The organism is Paenibacillus sp. FSL H8-0034 (assembly GCF_038000305.1).
Lineage (GTDB): Bacteria > Bacillota > Bacilli > Paenibacillales > NBRC-103111 > Paenibacillus_S.
The window spans coordinates 1,284,857-1,303,589 of sequence record NZ_JBBOBS010000001.1 but is presented as its reverse complement, the minus strand read 5'-3'; the positions used below and the strand labels follow the sequence as shown (position 1 = coordinate 1,303,589).

At 47.8% G+C, this 18,733-nt stretch carries 10 protein-coding genes; 5 read left to right on the top strand and 5 right to left on the bottom strand.

Annotated features, from left to right (window positions below; genetic code table 11):
- Nucleotides 1-308 precede the first annotated feature (308 nt).
- On the top strand, nt 309-1,376 hold the full coding sequence (locus NST47_RS05880; RefSeq protein ID WP_341154299.1) for a hypothetical protein: 1,068 nt from the start codon (nt 309-311) through the stop codon (nt 1,374-1,376).
- A 530-nt stretch (nt 1,377-1,906) separates the two neighbouring features.
- Complete coding sequence (locus NST47_RS37110) at nt 1,907-2,248, top strand: helix-turn-helix domain-containing protein (RefSeq protein ID WP_445667354.1); 342 nt, start codon at nt 1,907-1,909, stop codon at nt 2,246-2,248.
- A gap of 416 nt (nt 2,249-2,664) precedes the next feature.
- Here the strand turns inward: NST47_RS37110 and NST47_RS05870 are convergent, their stop codons facing one another.
- From NST47_RS05870 to NST47_RS05855, 4 genes are all read right to left on the bottom strand, one after another.
- Nucleotides 2,665-4,404: a GTP-binding protein gene (locus NST47_RS05870; RefSeq protein WP_341154298.1), complete on the bottom strand. Its 1,740-nt coding sequence runs from the start codon at nt 4,402-4,404 to the stop codon at nt 2,665-2,667.
- 1 nt (nt 4,405) lies between these two features.
- Nucleotides 4,406-5,329 (bottom strand): sulfate adenylyltransferase subunit CysD, encoded by a 924-nt coding sequence (cysD, locus tag NST47_RS05865; protein WP_341154297.1) that lies wholly within the window; start codon nt 5,327-5,329, stop codon nt 4,406-4,408.
- An 822-nt stretch (nt 5,330-6,151) separates the two neighbouring features.
- Complete coding sequence (locus NST47_RS05860; RefSeq protein WP_341154296.1) at nt 6,152-8,644, bottom strand: UxaA family hydrolase; 2,493 nt, start codon at nt 8,642-8,644, stop codon at nt 6,152-6,154.
- Between the two features lie 890 nt (nt 8,645-9,534).
- Nucleotides 9,535-15,537, bottom strand: a complete 6,003-nt coding sequence (locus NST47_RS05855) for an InlB B-repeat-containing protein (protein ID WP_341154295.1) — start codon at nt 15,535-15,537, stop codon at nt 9,535-9,537.
- 378 nt (nt 15,538-15,915) lie between these two features.
- Between NST47_RS05855 and NST47_RS05850 the strand changes: the two genes are divergently transcribed.
- On the top strand, nt 15,916-16,122 hold the full coding sequence (locus NST47_RS05850) for a hypothetical protein (RefSeq protein ID WP_341154294.1): 207 nt from the start codon (nt 15,916-15,918) through the stop codon (nt 16,120-16,122).
- A gap of 65 nt (nt 16,123-16,187) precedes the next feature.
- Here NST47_RS05850 and NST47_RS05845 read toward each other — a convergent pair whose 3' ends face one another.
- Nucleotides 16,188-16,397, bottom strand: coding sequence for a hypothetical protein (locus NST47_RS05845; protein WP_341154293.1), 210 nt, complete (start codon nt 16,395-16,397; stop codon nt 16,188-16,190).
- Between the two features lie 165 nt (nt 16,398-16,562).
- On the opposite strand from NST47_RS05845, the gene NST47_RS05840 reads away from it, so the two are divergent.
- On the top strand, nt 16,563-17,264 hold the full coding sequence (locus NST47_RS05840; protein ID WP_341154292.1) for a response regulator transcription factor: 702 nt from the start codon (nt 16,563-16,565) through the stop codon (nt 17,262-17,264).
- Nucleotides 17,261-18,664, top strand: coding sequence for a sensor histidine kinase (locus NST47_RS05835; RefSeq protein WP_341154291.1), 1,404 nt, complete (start codon nt 17,261-17,263; stop codon nt 18,662-18,664). Before NST47_RS05840 ends, NST47_RS05835 begins: the two co-directional genes overlap by 4 nt.
- The last annotated feature ends 69 nt before the right edge of the window (nt 18,665-18,733 follow it).

The following is an 18,733-nucleotide window of genomic DNA, read 5'->3' as shown; positions in this document are numbered from 1 at the left end:
ATTCTTTTGTATAGTTAGTTTAACATGTCTATTCTGAACCAATTCTGAGCATAGCAAGGATAACGGCTGAGTAAGGTGAAAGAACAATCTTTTGTAAACACTGCAAAAGGCTATTTTTCCGGTTTTTTATACAATTCAACGCAAAAAATCCCACCATTGCTGGAGGAATTTTGCGTTGGATGAAAGATTAATAATGAAAACTTCTCACAATTGTGCATAGCACTTTGTTCCTATATTTGGTATATTTGGATTTGACAGATTTCGAGCAAATTCTTCAACCGATGGAGAGAGTATATGGAGTTGTTAACATGTGGGTATTTATTAGTGTCATGTGTTTCCTGGGATCACTCGCTTGTTTACTTGGGGCGATAATAGCACTTTTTCAAAAGAAAGGGTTACACACTAAATACTTTATAATATCAGGAGCGTTATTTGTATTTTTTATAGTGGCTATCATTGCAGCGCCTGCTTCACCTGAAGCTCCAGCTATCCCAAATGGGATGAATGTTGAAACTGCCGCATCCAATCATCCCCCCGTTAAAGAAGCTCCAAAAGCAGTGCCCTATACAATTTTTGAAGATAATAAAAGTAAGATGGGACCCGGCAGAGGTGTCAGAGTTATGACTGATGCCGCTACCGAAGCTGAATTCTATCAAATTTATGAAAATATAAGAAAGGATTCGAAAGGTTTCGAATTCGTCTGGCTATACTTTCATGACACAAATACAAATGCCTCTTCTACTTCCGGACAATTCCTGGGAGCAGTCAGATTTCCACTCACTCAAAGAGGGGTAGCTTTATCCGGTGCAAAAGATATAAATGAAATTTTATTCCAATTTGAAGGCGGATCACCACAGGCAGCTAAAGCTAAAGCTGATAAAAATTTCAAAGATTATGAAGCAGTGACCAAAATGCTCGCACAAGAGGAGAAAATTAGTTCTGTTAGTCCCAGCATCGAACATTTCAAACAAGCGTTTAATGCATTCGCAAAAGAAATTGGGTTTTCACACCAAATTAACAAGATTGATCTCGGGGTTCATGCTCCGGATAATTTTCAAGTGAAATTTACTAATAATCTGATATTAAACGGAGCTATCAATCAAAAAGATGGGAGTGTGCGCGAAGTTTTCATAGCCGGGGTAGGGGATGGAAAAACGGATGCATCTGGAAATGATATCATATTATCGATTGTTTCCCTGATTGCAGCCACAAATCCCGAATTAGAGGTATCAGAAATTTCGGCTATTATCACAGATCTAGGTCTCAAAGGTGAGAATGTATCTGATTTGGACTCCTCCGTCAATAAGAACGGGATCAAATACTCCCTAAAAACTTCAGTCAAGCTCGGCGTTTGGTTTTTCGCACAAAAATCTTAATACATTCATTTTCCAAGCATGTAAGACAGCCCCTCTATTCGGCAAAAGGAATGAGGGGTTTTAGCTTAAAGAAATAACCCGAAACGTACTACTTTAGTGTAGGATGACTCGATTCATGGCAAATCTAATTGGCTTCGAATTGGCAAGACCCACTCTGGCAGTTTAGGATCTTGGTACTTCAGCTTACCATGAAAAATGGATCTTTGCATTCGATTGATACCAACATCAGGTCGTTACCGAATTAATCCTGCCGCTGGCTCTTCTAGCCGATTCATGTCCAAGCTTTCCTGATATAAAACCACATCTGGTTTAAGGATCGACCCTGATAGAAAGCACCTCTCCAAAGGCATCGCCAAAATTCGCTTACATCTTCACCATTAATGTGTCTTCCTGATATCAGAAACAAATTGTGCCCTTATTTTCTAATACATCTCCTAATCCTCCATAAGTCAAGCATAAAGGAAACTTATCGTGTCCAATATAGTACCAACAGATTCCTGTTCCTTATAATGGATGAGAGGTGATTATCATTGTTCGGTAAACAATTAGCAGAACTGAGAAACAAATTAGGGATTAGCCAATATGAGCTTGCAGCACGGATGAAACTATCCCGAGGGCAGATCGCTAACTACGAACAAGGCACCCGAGAACCAGATTTTAATACGCTGATTGCATTGGCAGATTTTTTCGAGGTGAGTTTGGACAACCTTCTTGGAAGAGAATGGAGCGCCACTAAAGCTACTAATGAGTCTGCAAATATTACATATTTGGATGGGTCGAAGGAAGAGCTTACTGAGGAAGAAGTTGTATATTTAAAGGGAAGCCTTCACTTGCTTCGACAATATGATATACAAATGAAGAAAAAATTGTAATTTCTGTGGAGATCGATATTTTTTTGATCATATAGGCTTTGATCTAGTCTCCTGCACATTCCTTTATTTAAAATTTTTGGATAAGATTAATGTTTAAAATAAATAAAGAAACAAAAAAATAAACTAATTTAATATCACAGCTATTGCACCTTGGTATAAATGATATGACGTTAGAATCAGCGTACTGACTAGAACTGCGATCTCTTCTTTTTTTAAAATGAAGAAATCCGGTTATTCCGTTCCGTACGCTCTAAGGATTGCCGCGGACACAATTAATATCCCTACATCACTATTCACGATGATGTAGGGATATTATGTTTCAAAGACTATTCCGTTGAATCGATTTTTCTAAGCATGTGTATGGGAGACTTTCACTTCTTGCTCGATTGAGCTACCAAACACGGGTTATGTTCGCATTAGAAATTAAGGAATTGCCCACGACTACTCTCATTGATTAAATATCTGATAATCCGTTTCACAACATGATTTGTAGCTTCTTCGATTGAAAGCTTGCTTGTATCGATTTCGATTTCCGGGTTCCCAGGTGTATCATTCGTACTCGAACTGCCTGCAAGCGGTCCATTTACATAAACTTCAATATATTCTTTGCCAATGATGTCTCGCGCGGTTTCTCGGTCGTTCTCGGTCGGGGAATCATTCGATACCAATGCAATAAGTCCCGCATCGTTCATCAATTTTGCAACTTCTGCTAATCGCTGCAACGATTCTCCCTGGCCATTCCCCAGTAACATGGTATGGTGGCCTGTCGATACCAAACGTTTTTCGACTTCCTTCGCAAGGGTTGAGTTATCCGGAACCGCACCGGTGAACCAGAGGGTTAATGGATTTTGACCTTTTTGCTGAGCACGAACATCTCTAGTGATTTCCGTGTCTAGCCCTACCAAACTGTCGGATCCTTGAAGGGCTTCGTCAATGACTCCGCAAGCGGATGTCATATTGGTTACACGATCGATAAGAATAAATCCGCCAATGCTTTTATTTTGTTCAAAGGAATCAAAAACGATGTTGTCCGATAAAGCAAATTCACATCGTGCCACTTCATTTTTGACAATATGATCGGTTGGAACCGTATTTCCAGTATTAATATCGATTTTATGCTTAATTGCCGTCACGGTACCGGGCAGGACTTTCGTTCCTACTTTGACCAAATAGTTTTTACCGGGAGTCAGCACAGAATCATCCATCCAAAGAATCGTGGCGGCGAAGCTATCAGCCTCTTGGATTTGATTGTCTTTCGTAAATACACAGCCCCGCGAAACGTCGACTTCACGGTCCAATTGAATGGTTACGGGTTGTCCCGCATAGGCTAAGTCCCTATCTTGATCTGTCACTAAAATACGTTTGACTTTCGCTTTCTCACGACTAGGTAGAGTCGTCAACTCATCGCCAACTGCGATGCTCCCAGCCTCAATCTGGCCTTGGAAACCGCGAAACGTATGGTCCGGTCGACATACACGCTGAATGGGCATCATAAAATGCTTCGTATTGCTGGCATCAAGAACATCCACATTTTCTAAATAGGACAACAAAGGAAGACCCGCATACCAAGGCGTATGTTGTGACTGTTTGGTAATGTTATCCCCTTCTGTGGCAGAAACAGGGATAACCTGTATGCTTTGAAAATGAAATTCAGCGGCCGTTCGGGAGAAATCTTCTTGGATAGCATCAAATATCTTTTGATCAAAATGAACTAAATCCATTTTGTTTACAGCTAATACAAGATGTTTAATCCCCATGAGTGCGCAAATCCGGGTATGGCGTTTGGTTTGAGTAATGACCCCTTTGGTTGCGTCCACAAGAATGATGGCCAATTCCGCAAAGGATGCGCCTACTGCCATGTTACGTGTATATTCTTCATGTCCTGGTGTGTCCGCTACAATGAATGAACGGTGATCCGTCGTAAAATACCGATAAGCCACATCAATCGTGATCCCTTGTTCACGCTCGGCCATCAATCCATCAAGAAGCAAGGAATAGTCAATTTTTCCACCGCGACTGCCGAGTCTGCTATCCAGCTCTAATGCTTTTTCTTGGTCGGCGAACAAAAGCTTTGCCTCATAAAGCATATGTCCAATCAGGGTAGATTTTCCGTCGTCTACACTTCCGCATGTAATAAATTTAAGCAAACTTTTCATATTAAAAATAGCCCTCCCGTTTACGTCTTTCCATGCTTCCAGCCGCCTCTTGGTCAATAACCCGAGTTGTCCGTTCGGATGAAACCGCACCAAGCGTTTCTTCGATAATGGCATCTAGCGTATCCGCCTCCGACTCGGCACCGCCAGTAAGCGGATAGCAGCCTAGTGTGCGGAACCGCATCTTCTTCATTTCAACCTTCTCATTAGGCTCGAGCTTCAACCGATCATCATCCACCATGACCATATGTCCATCGCGATTGACGACGGGTCTTTCTTTTGCAAAATAAAGAGGCACAATATCAATATTTTCTCTTCGAATGTATTGCCAGATGTCTTTTTCTGTCCAATTGGATATTGGGAAGACGCGAATGCTTTCGCCTTTATTAATTCTTGTGTTGAAAAGCTTCCACATTTCCGGCCGTTGGTTTTTCGGATCCCACGCATGATTCTTATTCCGGAATGAAAAAATCCGCTCTTTCGCACGCGACTTTTCCTCGTCACGTCTTCCACCGCCGAATGCAGCCGTAAATCCGTATTTGTCCAATCCCTCTTTTAATGCTTGGGTTTTCATAATATCGGTATACGCGGAACCATGATCCATCGGGTTGATCCCTTGTTTAATACCTTCTTCATTCGAGTGAACAATCATGTTGATTCCGAATTCTTTCGCTTTGCGGTCGCGGAATTCAATCATTTCTTTAAACTTCCACGTCGTATCAATATGCATGAAAGAAAATGGCGGCTTCTCGGGATAAAAGGCTTTCAGAGCCAAATGAAGCATCACGGAACTATCCTTCCCGATCGAATACAGCATCACGGGATTTTCACACTCCGCCGCTACTTCTCGTATAATATAAATCGCTTCAGCCTCGAGTTGATCCAGATGCGTCATTTCGTGTATGGAATCAAGCATCAGTTTTTGCATGGAAAGGTGCCTCCTTTTAATTCGCACTAAATCTATCGTATTTCTTTATATTCTATCAGATTCTAGCTTTTATGCAAAGTGGAAAAAAGTAAAATTATTTATATTTGAATCAATTTCATAATTCCAAACCCTTGCTGGGCTTAAATCATTCAGACAAGAAAAAAGGAGTACCTCCCCAATCCCGAAGTGTTTAGCACCGCTACCACACACTTGAGAGAAGGTTGGACCCCCTGTGTATAGGGCACACCAAGAAGGCTTGATTACTTTAGAAGATTTATTGAATTTGTCCCCCTGTCCCAATGCAAATAAGTTCTCAACTCCCCACCTCACCCGCTTTTTAAATGGTAGAATAATAGACTTGTAATTCACACATGCACTTACCCTGTTTTTTTGCACCAATAAAATTGGGTATATAGGAAAATTCGAGCAATAAAGTACCAATAGGCAAGTTGATTTAATGACATATTATGTAGATTTAATATTTAGGTTCACTATATCTTGTATATAATTAATAGCTTCCGAATGATTGATACAGGGACGAAAAAACAACCGTGGATTTCGTTTTCTGCATCATGGCTTGCTACAGTCAATCTAAACATAAATAAGGAGCGAGCAGAAATAATCCCTCCTGCTCACTCCTTTTCCTATTGAAATCAAAAACTCAGTACCGAGCTGCCTCTCAATCGAGATTATCTACTTTGAGGCCCCTTTACAGTTTATTTCGATTGACATATGGAGTATTTTACTCTTGCATCCTACAATGAGGACTTCAGCAAAGCTGACTTTCATCTGAAACCAGAGTGATCCTCAGCTTACTCCCGATCACAACGAAACGCCTAGAAATCCGCGTGTTAATTGAAAATCAACGTTACCTTGTTGATAGAGCCGTGGAGTATAGCTATGCTCAATGACTTGCTTACAACTCTCTAGAATCTGATCGGTCCAAGCAGCGGGATTTCCGGTGAGTAACAGATCCAAGTCATTAGCATAGGTTTGCTGCATAGACGGGTCCGATGCCATTTGCAGCATTGGCACGAACGGATGCGTCTGCATAGGGCGACGATGGACCAGCGCTATAATCAACTCTACTCCCGTGGCTGCTAAGCCTGTGACCGTCTCTACCCAATGCTCGGTAGGTGTTTCCATGATGTGGAAGCCGGTGTGGCGGGCTTGTTCCCCATAGGCCAATGAAGGTTTGACATTGGATGTAGTCAATACATCCTCACTGTAAGCAGGCGTGGAAAGCAACCCGCTGTTCTCGGGAACAATCACCATACCACCTGCACCGACAATCATTTTTGTCAACATCGCCAGTTGCTCACTAGCAGCGTCAGTAACGGAACCATCACTTAGAATCCCAACACGCAATGCTTCTAGACCGACAGTCTCTTTCGTAATTGACCCAGTTGCAGACAATTGATCAGCAAACCACGCCTCCACCTTTTGAGTTACCTTATTAATCCCGCCGTCAAGTTGAATACTAGCAAAACCAAGACGACCCGGATCAACCCCCATCTCCTCCATCTCGTGACGCATAAAGTCATTGTGGGTTTTCTCACAGCCATGTTCCAGCAGCAGACAATGCTTGACTAGCGGATGGGTAACATAACCAATCATTGTTCGGGCGTACAACTGCTCGGGTTGACCACCCGAATTCCCGCATCCTTCCGTGTGAGCCAAGGCTACAAAACGCGAGAGATGTCCGGGTTGACCTAATCTCTGGTTATTCAGCCGCAATGCAATCATATTTGCCACCTGACCAGCACATAGACTGGTGGGCAGGATTAAGCCGATTCTGTCACTGGCCCGATGGTCTCCGTGACGAGTAAACGTAAAGCTGACAGGGTTGGCAGCCGCGGCTGCGTCCGTTCGAACCGCAATAGGCTTCCCTGTCGGCAGAGGCGCATTCAGCAATGTATTCAGTTGGCTTGTATCGGTTTGCCGCCAATTTCTCCAGATTTGCACCTGCGAATGGCCCGCTTTTTCACCCGCACTGCGCTGACCGGAGGCCACTTGTATCGAAAGCTCGAAGGCTTGCTTGCCCAGCTCATCCATGGATACGCCTTCCAAGTATACACCGGCGTTGATATCCATATCATTGGACAGCAGTTGGAAGCGCGGCGTCGTTGTCACCACCTTGACTGTCGGTACGAATGGAAAGTTAGTAACCGAACCGTTGCCTGTCGTAAAGTAAATCAGATTACAGCCTGAAGCCACCTGTCCGGCAATACTTTCGAGGTCGTTTCCGGGGCTATCCATAAAGTAAAAGCCGGGTTCACTCATGATCTCGCCGTACTCAATAGCATAATCCAGGCGGGTGTCCGGGTCTTTCTTGCGGGCAGCGCCAATGGACTTGAGGTAAATGTTATAAAGGCCACGATATTTATTGCCGCCTGACGGATTTCCTTCAGCGTTAGCGCCATGCCAAGAAGTACGCTCCCTGAATTGTTCTACAAGCTTTAAAAATTTGCGGGCGGTTTCCACATCGCGCACCTTCTGCAGGACATAAGGCTCGGCGCCAATTAATTCATCGGTTTCAGCTAAGCTAGCAGCGCCGCCGTAGCGCACCAATTCCTGTGCAATCCAGCCCAGCAGCGGATTTGCGGAAATGCCGGAAAAGGCGTCGGAGCCACCACATTGCAGTCCAATCTTTAGATGGCTAATGGATTCAGCTGTACGTTCCATGGCACTGACAGTTGGCAACCATTCACGCACAATATCTTCCCCAGCGTTTAAATTATCTTGAAAGCCGCCTTTTAGTGACAGGAACCGATGCATCACTTCATCTAGTGGATAATTGTGTTCGCGTAAGTACGCTTCCACCATCTGATTGGTCACAGATTCAACGCCATAATCTACTATCAAGACTGCACCCACGTTGGGATTAACGATAAATCCGGCCAACGTGCGCAGCAATAGCGCCAGATTATTCGGTTGATCAATACCCCCCTCCGTATGCGCCACGGGGACAATTCCATCCACTTGAGGGTAGTTCTTCAGATCGCCCTGCAAACGGGTTGCAAGCTGCTTGACATAGCTCCCCGTGCGTGAGGTCGTGCCCAACAGGACAATCATGTTGCGAGTACCGACGCCGCGGGCCTGGCTGCGCCGATAGCCCTGAAAAGAGCGCGTATCCGGGTAAGCGGGCAATGCAGGAGCCGGTTGGAAATTCACCTCGTCAAGCACATAAGGATGAACCTGATCGGCAAAATTGGGCGCCGTCGGCAGTGCAAATCCCAGCGAACGGACACTAAGCGCTTCCAGCACGGCACTGTTGATCACGTAATTGCCGGGCTGAATCAGTTGCAGAGCCACACCAAAGGGTAATTCCCAGGAAAGCAAGGTCTCACCAGAAGCAATCTCCTTCACCGCAAAGCGATGGCCCTCCATGACCGTGTGATTCAAGGTCAGGGTTTGGCCTTGATAGTCAATGGTAGTGCCAGCCTCCAGTTGGCGAATGGCAATAGCGACATTATCTCCGGGTAAGGGAAGTCTACCGACTTCGTCAAAGTGATAAGATGCGTTCATAGATTTCTAACTCCTTATTTAAGATTTCACTTGAATTAAATATAAATCGGGTATCCGCACAGATCTTTGGAGAGCTTACTGACCACCGAGTAGGGAGGATTGAAACCGATTACAGAAAGTTGAACCGAAGCTTGGCTTCAGCGCATGTTCATGCAAATATTGTATCATGAATTGAAATAACTGGCTGATATTTTCTGCACAAGGGAAGGTTCTTTATGTTGGCGTTTATGAAAGACAGCAGCACAGCGGACGGAAGCACATGTTCGTTCACCTGCACCGCTTCGCGAGATTGTTCATGGTAATGAATCAGGGTGAAAAACTCTTGCCAAAAAACACGATCTGATCATCTAACTTGGTAAGAGTTATTTCAATGCAATCACTTTCTTGTAAAGTAAAACTTTGATATGGCGTGTTTAAAAGTTTGCAAACAATCTTTTGACTGCCAGGATTATAACTCCCCACTCTACTCCATACTTCCTCTTACAATGAAATGTCTATCCAAATTGCGAAAGGATACTTCAGATATTTTCATATAAATACCATAAACAAGAGGTGTGGAATGTCAGGAAACATAAGTTTACATACAAAAAGCGTTGGTGGATGTACATATCCTTCCAACGCCTGTATTTATTGATCTAACTGAGCTTCGTAATATCCTCCCGATATCATTTTCATTTTCACTCCAGCTGCGTCGTTCCCTCGTCAATGACAAACTCCACGAACCGGTGCAGAATCGTTGAAGCCTCTGCACGAGTTGCCTTTCCGACCGGATCATACAGGTTGTTATTTTTACCATTAACAATGCCGACCTGCTGAATCGCTTTTACCGCTTCCTTCGCCCATGAACTGATGATCGCGTCATCTGCAAAGGTGACACCCAGCCTATTGACTGGCAACGTGTAACCCGTGATTTGGGCGTAACCCGCCATCATGACTGCCATCTGTTCACGGGTAATCGGACTATTCGGATCGAACTGGTTATTACCAACGCCTTGCACGATCTTGTTCTGCACCGCCCATTCGATGTAGGGCATGGCAGCGGATGTGCTTGAAACATCCGTGAAGCTGCTTTGCTTGTATTCACTCATATCCACACCGGAGAGTACACCTAACGCCATCAGGAAGTCCGCACGGGTAATTGCCGTATCTGGCAAGAAGGATGTCTCTTCAATGCCGGAGATCAACCTTCGGCTGACAACATACGCAATATCATCTTTTGCCCAATGCTTCGCTGTATCGTGAAACGTCGGTGCCGGTGCCGGAACGGCCACAGCGTATATGGACAGGCTATTTCTGTTAAAAATCAACTTTCCATTATGATAGTTAGAACGGATCAGAAGCTGTGGTTTACCACTTTTGTTTACATACACAGCATAGAGGTCACCAACCTTCTCACCGGGAGCCACCTTGTAGGAGATGCCCAAGGTAATCACGCCCTTGCCGAAATTGGTCACATACTCGGTCTTGCCGTTTCTCTGATAGCTGATGGTGAGATCGTACGCCGGACCGCTACCGATCAGTATATTGGCCGCATCAGACAGCTTGGTGACAGGAATCGCTCTGATCGTGACGTCTCCCACCGTCTGAGGTTTCATTTTCTGAATGGCTGCTTGTTCAAAGGAAAAGCTAACGAGCTCGGTGTTCACACCGAAGCGTAACACACCTTCCTTTTCCAGAAGGGCAAGTGCTCCTTCCTCCAGCTTAATCATGAAGCCCGTCACGTCTGCACCGAACGAAATAGAGAAGGCGACACCTATGCCGTCAGCCGTATTTCCTTTGTTCTGAGCATCCTTTTTCGCGGCGTCGATCAGTCTCTTTACCTGAGGCTCCGTAATCGTAACAGAAGCGACACGATTCTGATCCACCGCCGCAGTCAGATTCATGGATGCTACAGTGGGCTTACCGGGCTTTTTGTCGATGGTGATGCTTGGCATGATTTCGGACGAACCTCCACTAGAAGGCGATCCGCCGTTATAGCTCCAGTTGGCTGTAACGGCCACATTTTGGGTGGGCATGATAAAGCTTGTTGTTGCGCTACCTGTATTGGCAAAGTTTACACCATCTGTCGAAGTCCAGCCGGTGAAGGTGTATCCACTTCGGTTTCCGGCATAGACGACGACAGTTACACCTGCCGGATAGCTGCCCGCCCCTGTGATTCCTGCGTAACTGCCGTTTACCGACACATTGTAGCTGGCTGCGGGGATCGGCTCGAAAATCGCTGTAACGGCCACATTTTGGGCGGGCATGACAAAACTGGTTGTTGCGCTACCTCTATTGGCAAAGGTCACACCATCTGTCGAAGTCCAGCCGGTGAAGGTGTATCCACTTCGGCTTCCGGCATAGACGACGACAGTTACACCTGCCGGATAGCTGCCCGCCCCTGTGATTCCTGCGTAACTGCCGTTTACCGTCACATTGTAGCTGGCTGCGGGGATCGGCTCGAAAATCGCTGTAACGGCCACATTTTGGGCGGGCATGACAAAACTGGTTGTTGCGCTGCCTGCATTGGCAAAGGTCACACCATCTGTCGAAGTCCAGCCGGTGAAGGTGTATCCACTTCGACTTCCGGCATAGACGGTAACAGTCACACCACTCGCATAATTACCGCTGCCACTTGAACCAGTGCCGCCATTTCCAATCGTAACGGAGTACGCACTCGGAGCCGTGATCGTCACGGTCTGCTCGGTGCTTTTGAAGCCACTTGCTGTTGATTTGACACGGATATGGTAGGTACCCGGTGCGAGACCGGTCAGCTCCATTTCCGTTACATCGTTCCACGCACCTGCCGACAATTGGTACTCCATCCCGGCGGTAACGCCGGTAATGCTACCCGTGCCCCCGATGGTCGTCGGATCAACGCCTGCTGCCGTGGGGGTAGCCGGTCGTGCAGGAATCGTCACGTTCTGTTGCGCGCTGTCCGTCGTCGTCGTTCCGTTGCCTTTCTTCACGATAGAGATCGTCGCTCCGATGTAGCTGGCTACATCCAGCTTGCCGCCAACCGGGGTGATCGGCGTGCCGTCGATCGTGTAGCTACCGCCACCCACGAACCCGGTCAACTGCTCTGCCCCATAGTCGATTACAATCGCAGGTGTCGCTTCCGCTCCCGGCGTCAGTGCCGCGATCGTCACGGTCTGCTCGGTGCTTTTGAAGCCACTTGCTGTTGATTTGACACGGATATGGTAGGTACCTGGTGCGAGACCGGTCAGCTCCATTCCCGTTACATCGTTCCACGCACCTGCCGACAATTGGTACTCCATCCCGGTGGTAACGCCGGTAATGCTACCCGTGCCCCCGATGGTCGTCGGATCAACGCCTGCTGCCGTCGGGGCAGCCGGTCGTGCAGGAATCGTCAAGTTCTGTTGCGCGCTGTCTGTCGTCGTCGTTCCGTTACCTTTCTTCACGATAGAGATCGTCGCTCCGATGTAGCTGACTACATCCAACTTGCCGCCAACCGGGTTGATCGGCGTGCCGTTGATCGTGTAGCTACCGCCACCCACGAACCCGGTCAACTGCTCTGCCCCATAGTCGATTACAATCGCAGGTGTCGCTTCCGGCGTCACAATGCTTTCCCATACAGCAGTCAGTCCCAACCCGCTCGAATAGGCGACGCTCTGCCCGGCGGCAAAGGTGGTGCTTGGATCGCCTGTCTTCTGCCACCTCGCAAATACCATATTAGCAGGCGGAGTCAACCCCGTGCCGCTCGGCGCGGCGAACTGCTCGCCAGGGCTAATGATGTGAACCAGATTGGCTCCATTCACGTTACCGCTGCCGAGAACCAGACTGACATCCTTTATCCCGTCAGCCCCCAGCGTGCCGCCATTCCGCACTTCAATCACGGGCCGAAAGCCCCTATTGCTCCTGGCATCATCATGAGCAGCGCCAACCCATTGGTTCACTACGGCCCCGCCCCGTGTAGCACGAGCATCCGCGTTTACCACAGCGGTATCCTGCACCCACGATAAAATGGACCAATTCTGAATCCATGACGCATTGCCATTGAGTATCTGATCCCATTCATTGGTAGTTGGCGTGCCGACATTAACACCGGGCCCGCTTCCACCGCTTAGCGAGCGCAGCGTATACTTCGTATCGAAGGCCTTTCCGAAAATGAGGCCGTTCATATTCAACGTATCCCACGACACCGTATGGCTCACGGCGTAATCCGCCACGAAGAGCTTGCGTCTGCTTATAGGGGCATGCGAAGAAGCTTCTGTGTCATTGTTGCTCGAACTGTCAAGACTGTACGCTTGAATCGTGCCCGTGTAGGTGAATGGTACATAGTGCAAACTCGTATCGGGCACAGCCGTATTCATGGTGCCAATATGGTCAATTTCGCCAGACAGGTCAAAATAATAGGTGCTACCAGGCGTCGGTTCCCATTGAGCGTACAACACCGTTACCGTATCAGGCACGCTCGCCCCCGCCACATAGTTGGTTCCACTGCCATCCGCTGCTGTGTTCCACTTATCGAATACCCGATTGCCCGGCTGCGTTAGCCCCTCGCTGCCCGGAGCAGTAAAGCTTCCACCAACGCTCACGATATGAATGCTCGTCGCTCCCTGCAGACTTCCGTCGCCAAGTTCAAGACGGACGTCCTTTAATCCGGCGTAGCCCAGCGCGCCGACATTCAGCACTTCAAGGGCGGGACGATAACCGTATGCCAAAAGGCTGCTATCGTTCGCCAAGATGCCTAGTTCATTGCGTATAGCCACACCTCCTCTCGCAATACGAATCGACCAGTTCACTGTACTCGTGTCCTGTCCAATGGAGCGCATGGACCCGTTTTTGATCAGTAAACTATTTTTGTCCAAGATTCGATCCCATTCATTGGTAGTTGGCGAACTGGTGCCCGCGGTATTACCGACACTCAGTGATCGCAAATTATAGTTCGTATGATAGGTTTTGCCGAAAATAAGGCCATTCCCATTCAGCGTATTCCACGATACGGAATGACTCAAGGCATAATCAGCCACGAATAGGCTTCTATTATTGACAGTTGCCGTCAAAGATGCGTTGGAATAGCCGCTACTTGAACTATCAAGGCTATACGCGTTGACGGTTCCCGCATAAGTAAACGGCACATAGTGCAAGGTCGTATCGGGCACTGCGGAATAGATGGTACCGATATGATCCGCTTCGCCGGACAGGTCGAAATAATAGGTCGCGCCGGTCGCTAGGCCAAACTGCTCCACGACTCCTCCCACCGTAAAGTCGACTTGCGCCGTCGTCGCCATCGTCACATTTCCCGTTTCATCCTTGGCCCTATAGGCCACGGACTCCGACTTCGTATTCGTCACCGAGAAGCTGGCTTGTCCGCTTGCGCTCGTCACTGCGGACACCGGGGTAATCGTCGAGCTGCCCGCCCCCTGCGACAAACTTACCGTATGACCGGCGATCGGATTATGGAGGGCGTCCGTCAATGTCACCGTAATCGTGGCTGTCGCCGAACCGTTTGCTTCTACCTGGCTCGGGCTCGCATCAATCGGCGAGGATATGCTGGGCGCTCCCGGCATATAAGTCACTTGCACCTTTTGATCCAACGTCACAGCATCCGTACTATCGTACGCGGAATAGGTAACGACCTCCGACTTCGTGCTTCCCACAGAGAAGTAGGCTTCTCCATTCCCATTGGTTGTAGCCGACGACGGAAACGGAATCAATGGCGCTATAATAGAGTTGCCCGGGCCCTGCTCAATCGTGATCTGATGCCCCGCAAGCGGATGACCGAAGGCATCGAGCCGAGTTACCTTCAATATCGGAAACATCGTCCCGTTGGCCAGCAACGACGTTGCGGTAGCTGTAAACGACGATTGTGCCGCCCCCCCTGCATCTACCGTATACGGGCTCGCGGACGTCCCCGTCCCCGAGAGGACGATGCCCGCCTTCAAATAAAGTGCTGGCCGCACTCCTGCGAAATTGTACGTGCTACTCGTATTAATATTGAAACCAATCGTATTCACTACTCTTTGCGAATAGGAGAAATTGGCGTTCGGATCTCTTAACCAATAACTAGTGCCACTCACAGAAGGGAAGTTTTCACCGTCAGTTAACGGGTCTCGATTGTATAGTTCGATTAATTCCTGGACGGATAGCAAAAAGACCGTATCCGTAACGTTCATGTAATACGCCGTGTTATAGTTCTGTTCAGCATCACGTATAGATGACGTCGAGTAGGTGTGCACTGCCGTGCCCCCATCCTTTACCGCTCCATCGATCGAAGCGAGCAGCGTCTTATGGGTAATCGGTTGAATCAACGCCCGCTCTTGAGCGGTAAAATTACCGTTTGACAAAAAGCCAGGCTCTTGATCGTAAGCGTAAGCGTAATTATTAACATGACCGCTATCAGGCTTCTGATGGCTGTAAGCAACCGTGGTATCGCTTGAATTCAGCCATTCTCGTAGATTGGATTTCTTCCAGAAGTTGCTTCCGTAGGCCTCCCGATTCGCATCGGTGCGGCCATCCGTTCCGTCCCCTTTTGCGTCAAACGCCTTTAAACCAATCGAATTGGCCGCAAAAAGCATGTATCCATTCCCATCGATCTTGATGACTTGCCATTTCAAGGGATTCCCGTTATAGGAGCCGAATGTGATATAGTCGCCTTCCGCGACTGTGCCTGCGGCCGCTGCCCTCCCTTCCTGGATGCCGACAGCGGGTAATAGATACGAGAGTACAAAGAGCATGGCCAATAGTGTTGCTAACATCTTCCTCACGGATACGGACATAATTGTTGTTCGCCTCGCTTTATGATTGTAATTTGGGATGACGATTGATTCCGTCGAGCATCGCATCGGGCGCAGCATACAAATGATCAAACCGCCGCATGTGCGCTCATCGACCGCCAGTCAAAGCAGCCTCCCGATGATTCGACACTTGCTTGCGCTGTTCCCCGTTCCATTAATCGGGGAGCTTCTACCACGAATTCTCTCCTCAATTAGAAAATTATACTAGCATTCCTAACGAAGTTATCTTAATGGAATCTTAAAGGATTGGGCAGTCTGACACTCAGCTGGCAGAGGTTGAGAGAGGCTGCTGAGTGAGTAGGACAAGCAGAAAGGGATTTGCCCGGAAGCCAGTCGTTCGCGGCTTCCGGGCAAATCCCTTACGATAATCATGTACGGCTATTCGATCATGCCAAGCTGGCGCTGCGTACGAATGAATACGGTCGCCGCTTGTGCGCGTGTCGTCTCGCCCTTCGGACTGAATTATCCTCGCTTCTGCCTGTCATAATCTTAATCTGCGTCATCATACGAACACTCTCCAGATAGGACGCGTTCACGCTTCCGATATCCTTGTAGCCGTCCAGTCTCACACTGCTTGGCGCGATCCTCGGCTAGGTTGTCGATGCCGATTGCGCCGGTGCGTCGTTGCCATTCGTGCCGAAGCTTACAGCAGGTTTCGTCCGGTCGATGTTTACTGTCAGAGGTGCGACCAAGCTTTGATCAGCGTTGTCCGTGATCTTAAACCATATCTTATGCATGCCATCCTGATTGAACGGGATCGACTCACCATCTGTATAGTCCAACCATGTGTTCTCATCCAACGAATACTTCTGTTCTTTGATCCCAGCCCGCCGATGCGTAAATTATATCAATAGCCGTTTCTCGAAACTCTTAATGAAATCTTAAAGGATTTGCCTTCAGCATTCGGAAGAGACAAATATCAGATCAATTGTGATATGATCGGTCTAAACTAAATTCTATATGAGGTGATATCAAATAAAATGGAACATGTACTTGTGGTGGATGATGATCCCCAAATTCGCGAAGTGATCTGCGCCCATATCGAACAGGCAGGCATGCACCCGGTCGAAGCCGAATCCGGTCAACATGCAATAGATAGGCTGGAAACCGAGCAGGTGGATGTCCTCATTTTGGATCTCATGATGGACGATCGCGATGGATTCGAAGTGCTGCATTATTTGAACAATCGCAGGTTTGATGTACTGACCATCGTGGTTAGCGCTAGGAGAGAGGAACATGACAAGATCGCCACGCTCGGACTCGGGGCAGACGATTATATGACGAAGCCCTTTAGCCCGATGGAGTTGATGGCCCGCATCCAAGCGGTCCTTCGCAGACGTCATCCGAAATCCAGCCACTCCTCGATCGTCATCCGTCTGAGCAATATGGTTCTGGATATCGATAACTATACCCTGCTGATCTACAACGAGAAGATTTCCTTAACGATGGTAGAGTGCGATTTGATGCAGCTCCTGATGCAAAATCCCGACCGCGTCATGACGAAGCTCGAAATCTATCAACAGGTTTGGCAGCATGAACGGTATGACGACAACAACTTAAGTGTCTATATGAGCCGACTGCGCAAACAACTGGAGCGGGCTCAGTCATCTTGGGAAATTCAAACCGTGCGCGGCGTCGGTTATCGGTTGACGGGGGCTGGCATATGAAATTACGCACCAAGCTGTGGCTGTTGCTTGTCGTGAGTACCGCGGCGAGTATGATTTTGTTTGGCTTTAGTTCCGTCTGGATCGGCAAAGTAGCGAATAAAGGATATGCGTTATTCCAGCTTAATCCGCTTGCTCAATCGGTCGTGGACTTGGTCGAGCAGCAGCCTGTATTCGGGCCGGATACGGTAAAACCAATCCTTGATCAGGCGCATGCGGAGCATCCCGCTATTCGCTGGATGTGGCTGGACGATCAGGGCCGATCTATCTATGATACGGCTGGACTCAATCCCGTCTATTCTTTCAAAGATTTGGCCATGCTTATGCAGCAACTGCCCAAGAGCTACTTGACGGATGCTGATGTTCATGTACTTACGCAGACAGATAAAGACGGAAAGTCGTATTTCTTGCTGCTCAGCCTTCCGGCCTCCGCGATGAAGCAAGGCGAGGTCTATTTTCTTATCCGGAAAATTTCGTCGTTGCTCACGCTGACCATTCCGCTTATCCTGGCGTTTTCTTTGCCTTTTCTGCTCGCCATATGGTTGTTCTCTTCCATTAATCGAAGAATTCGCAAGCTCAATCGCGCCCTGAATCAACTGAATATCCAGCATGACTCTCCGACAGTAACACTCATAGATGCATCCAAGGACGAACTGGGCCAGATTTCGCGGCATTATAATGAAATGGCGCTGCGAATTCGATCTCAATTCACGGAAATTCAGCAATTCGAGAGCAAACGCAAACTCCTGCTTTCCAACCTGTCGCATGATCTGCGCACACCACTGACGACGATGCTCGGCTGCGCGGAAATGATTCGCACCGGAAACTATAAGGATCAGCATGAACTCCAAAGCAGAGCCAAAATTATTCTTCAACGTTGCAGGTATATGGACAAGTTGCTGGATCAGATGCTGGACATCTCCCGTCTAGATGCGGACGATCTGACCCTTCGTTTGGCGCATCATAATTTATCCGAGATCGTTCGCAAAATCGCGGTTGAATATTTCATGATCCTCGACGGCGGCCAAGTCGTGCTCGATGTCGATACCCCGGATGAGGATATTCATCTCTATATGGATGCTCCGCTGATCGAAAGAGCATTGCGAAATCTGCTGGATAATGCGATCCGTTATGGGAAGGACGGACGATATCTCGGCATCCGGTTGACAGCAGACGGGCAATCCGTAAGTGTAATTGTGAAGGATAAAGGAAAAGGGATTCCCCCAGAACATCAGGCGCATATTTTTGAACGCTTTTACCGGGTGGACAGCGGAAGATCGGGAGAAGGATTGGGGATTGGTCTGGCTATTGTCAAGGATATCTCCCTTGCCCACCAGGGCAATGTAGAGCTGAGCAGTACGCCGAATGTGGAGACAGTGTTTCGGATCAAGCTGCCTTGTTGAGAGCATCGTAGGGTAAAAATATGCGGCCGATCTCATGGATCAGCCGTTTACCCTTTTTTGTTGCCGCTC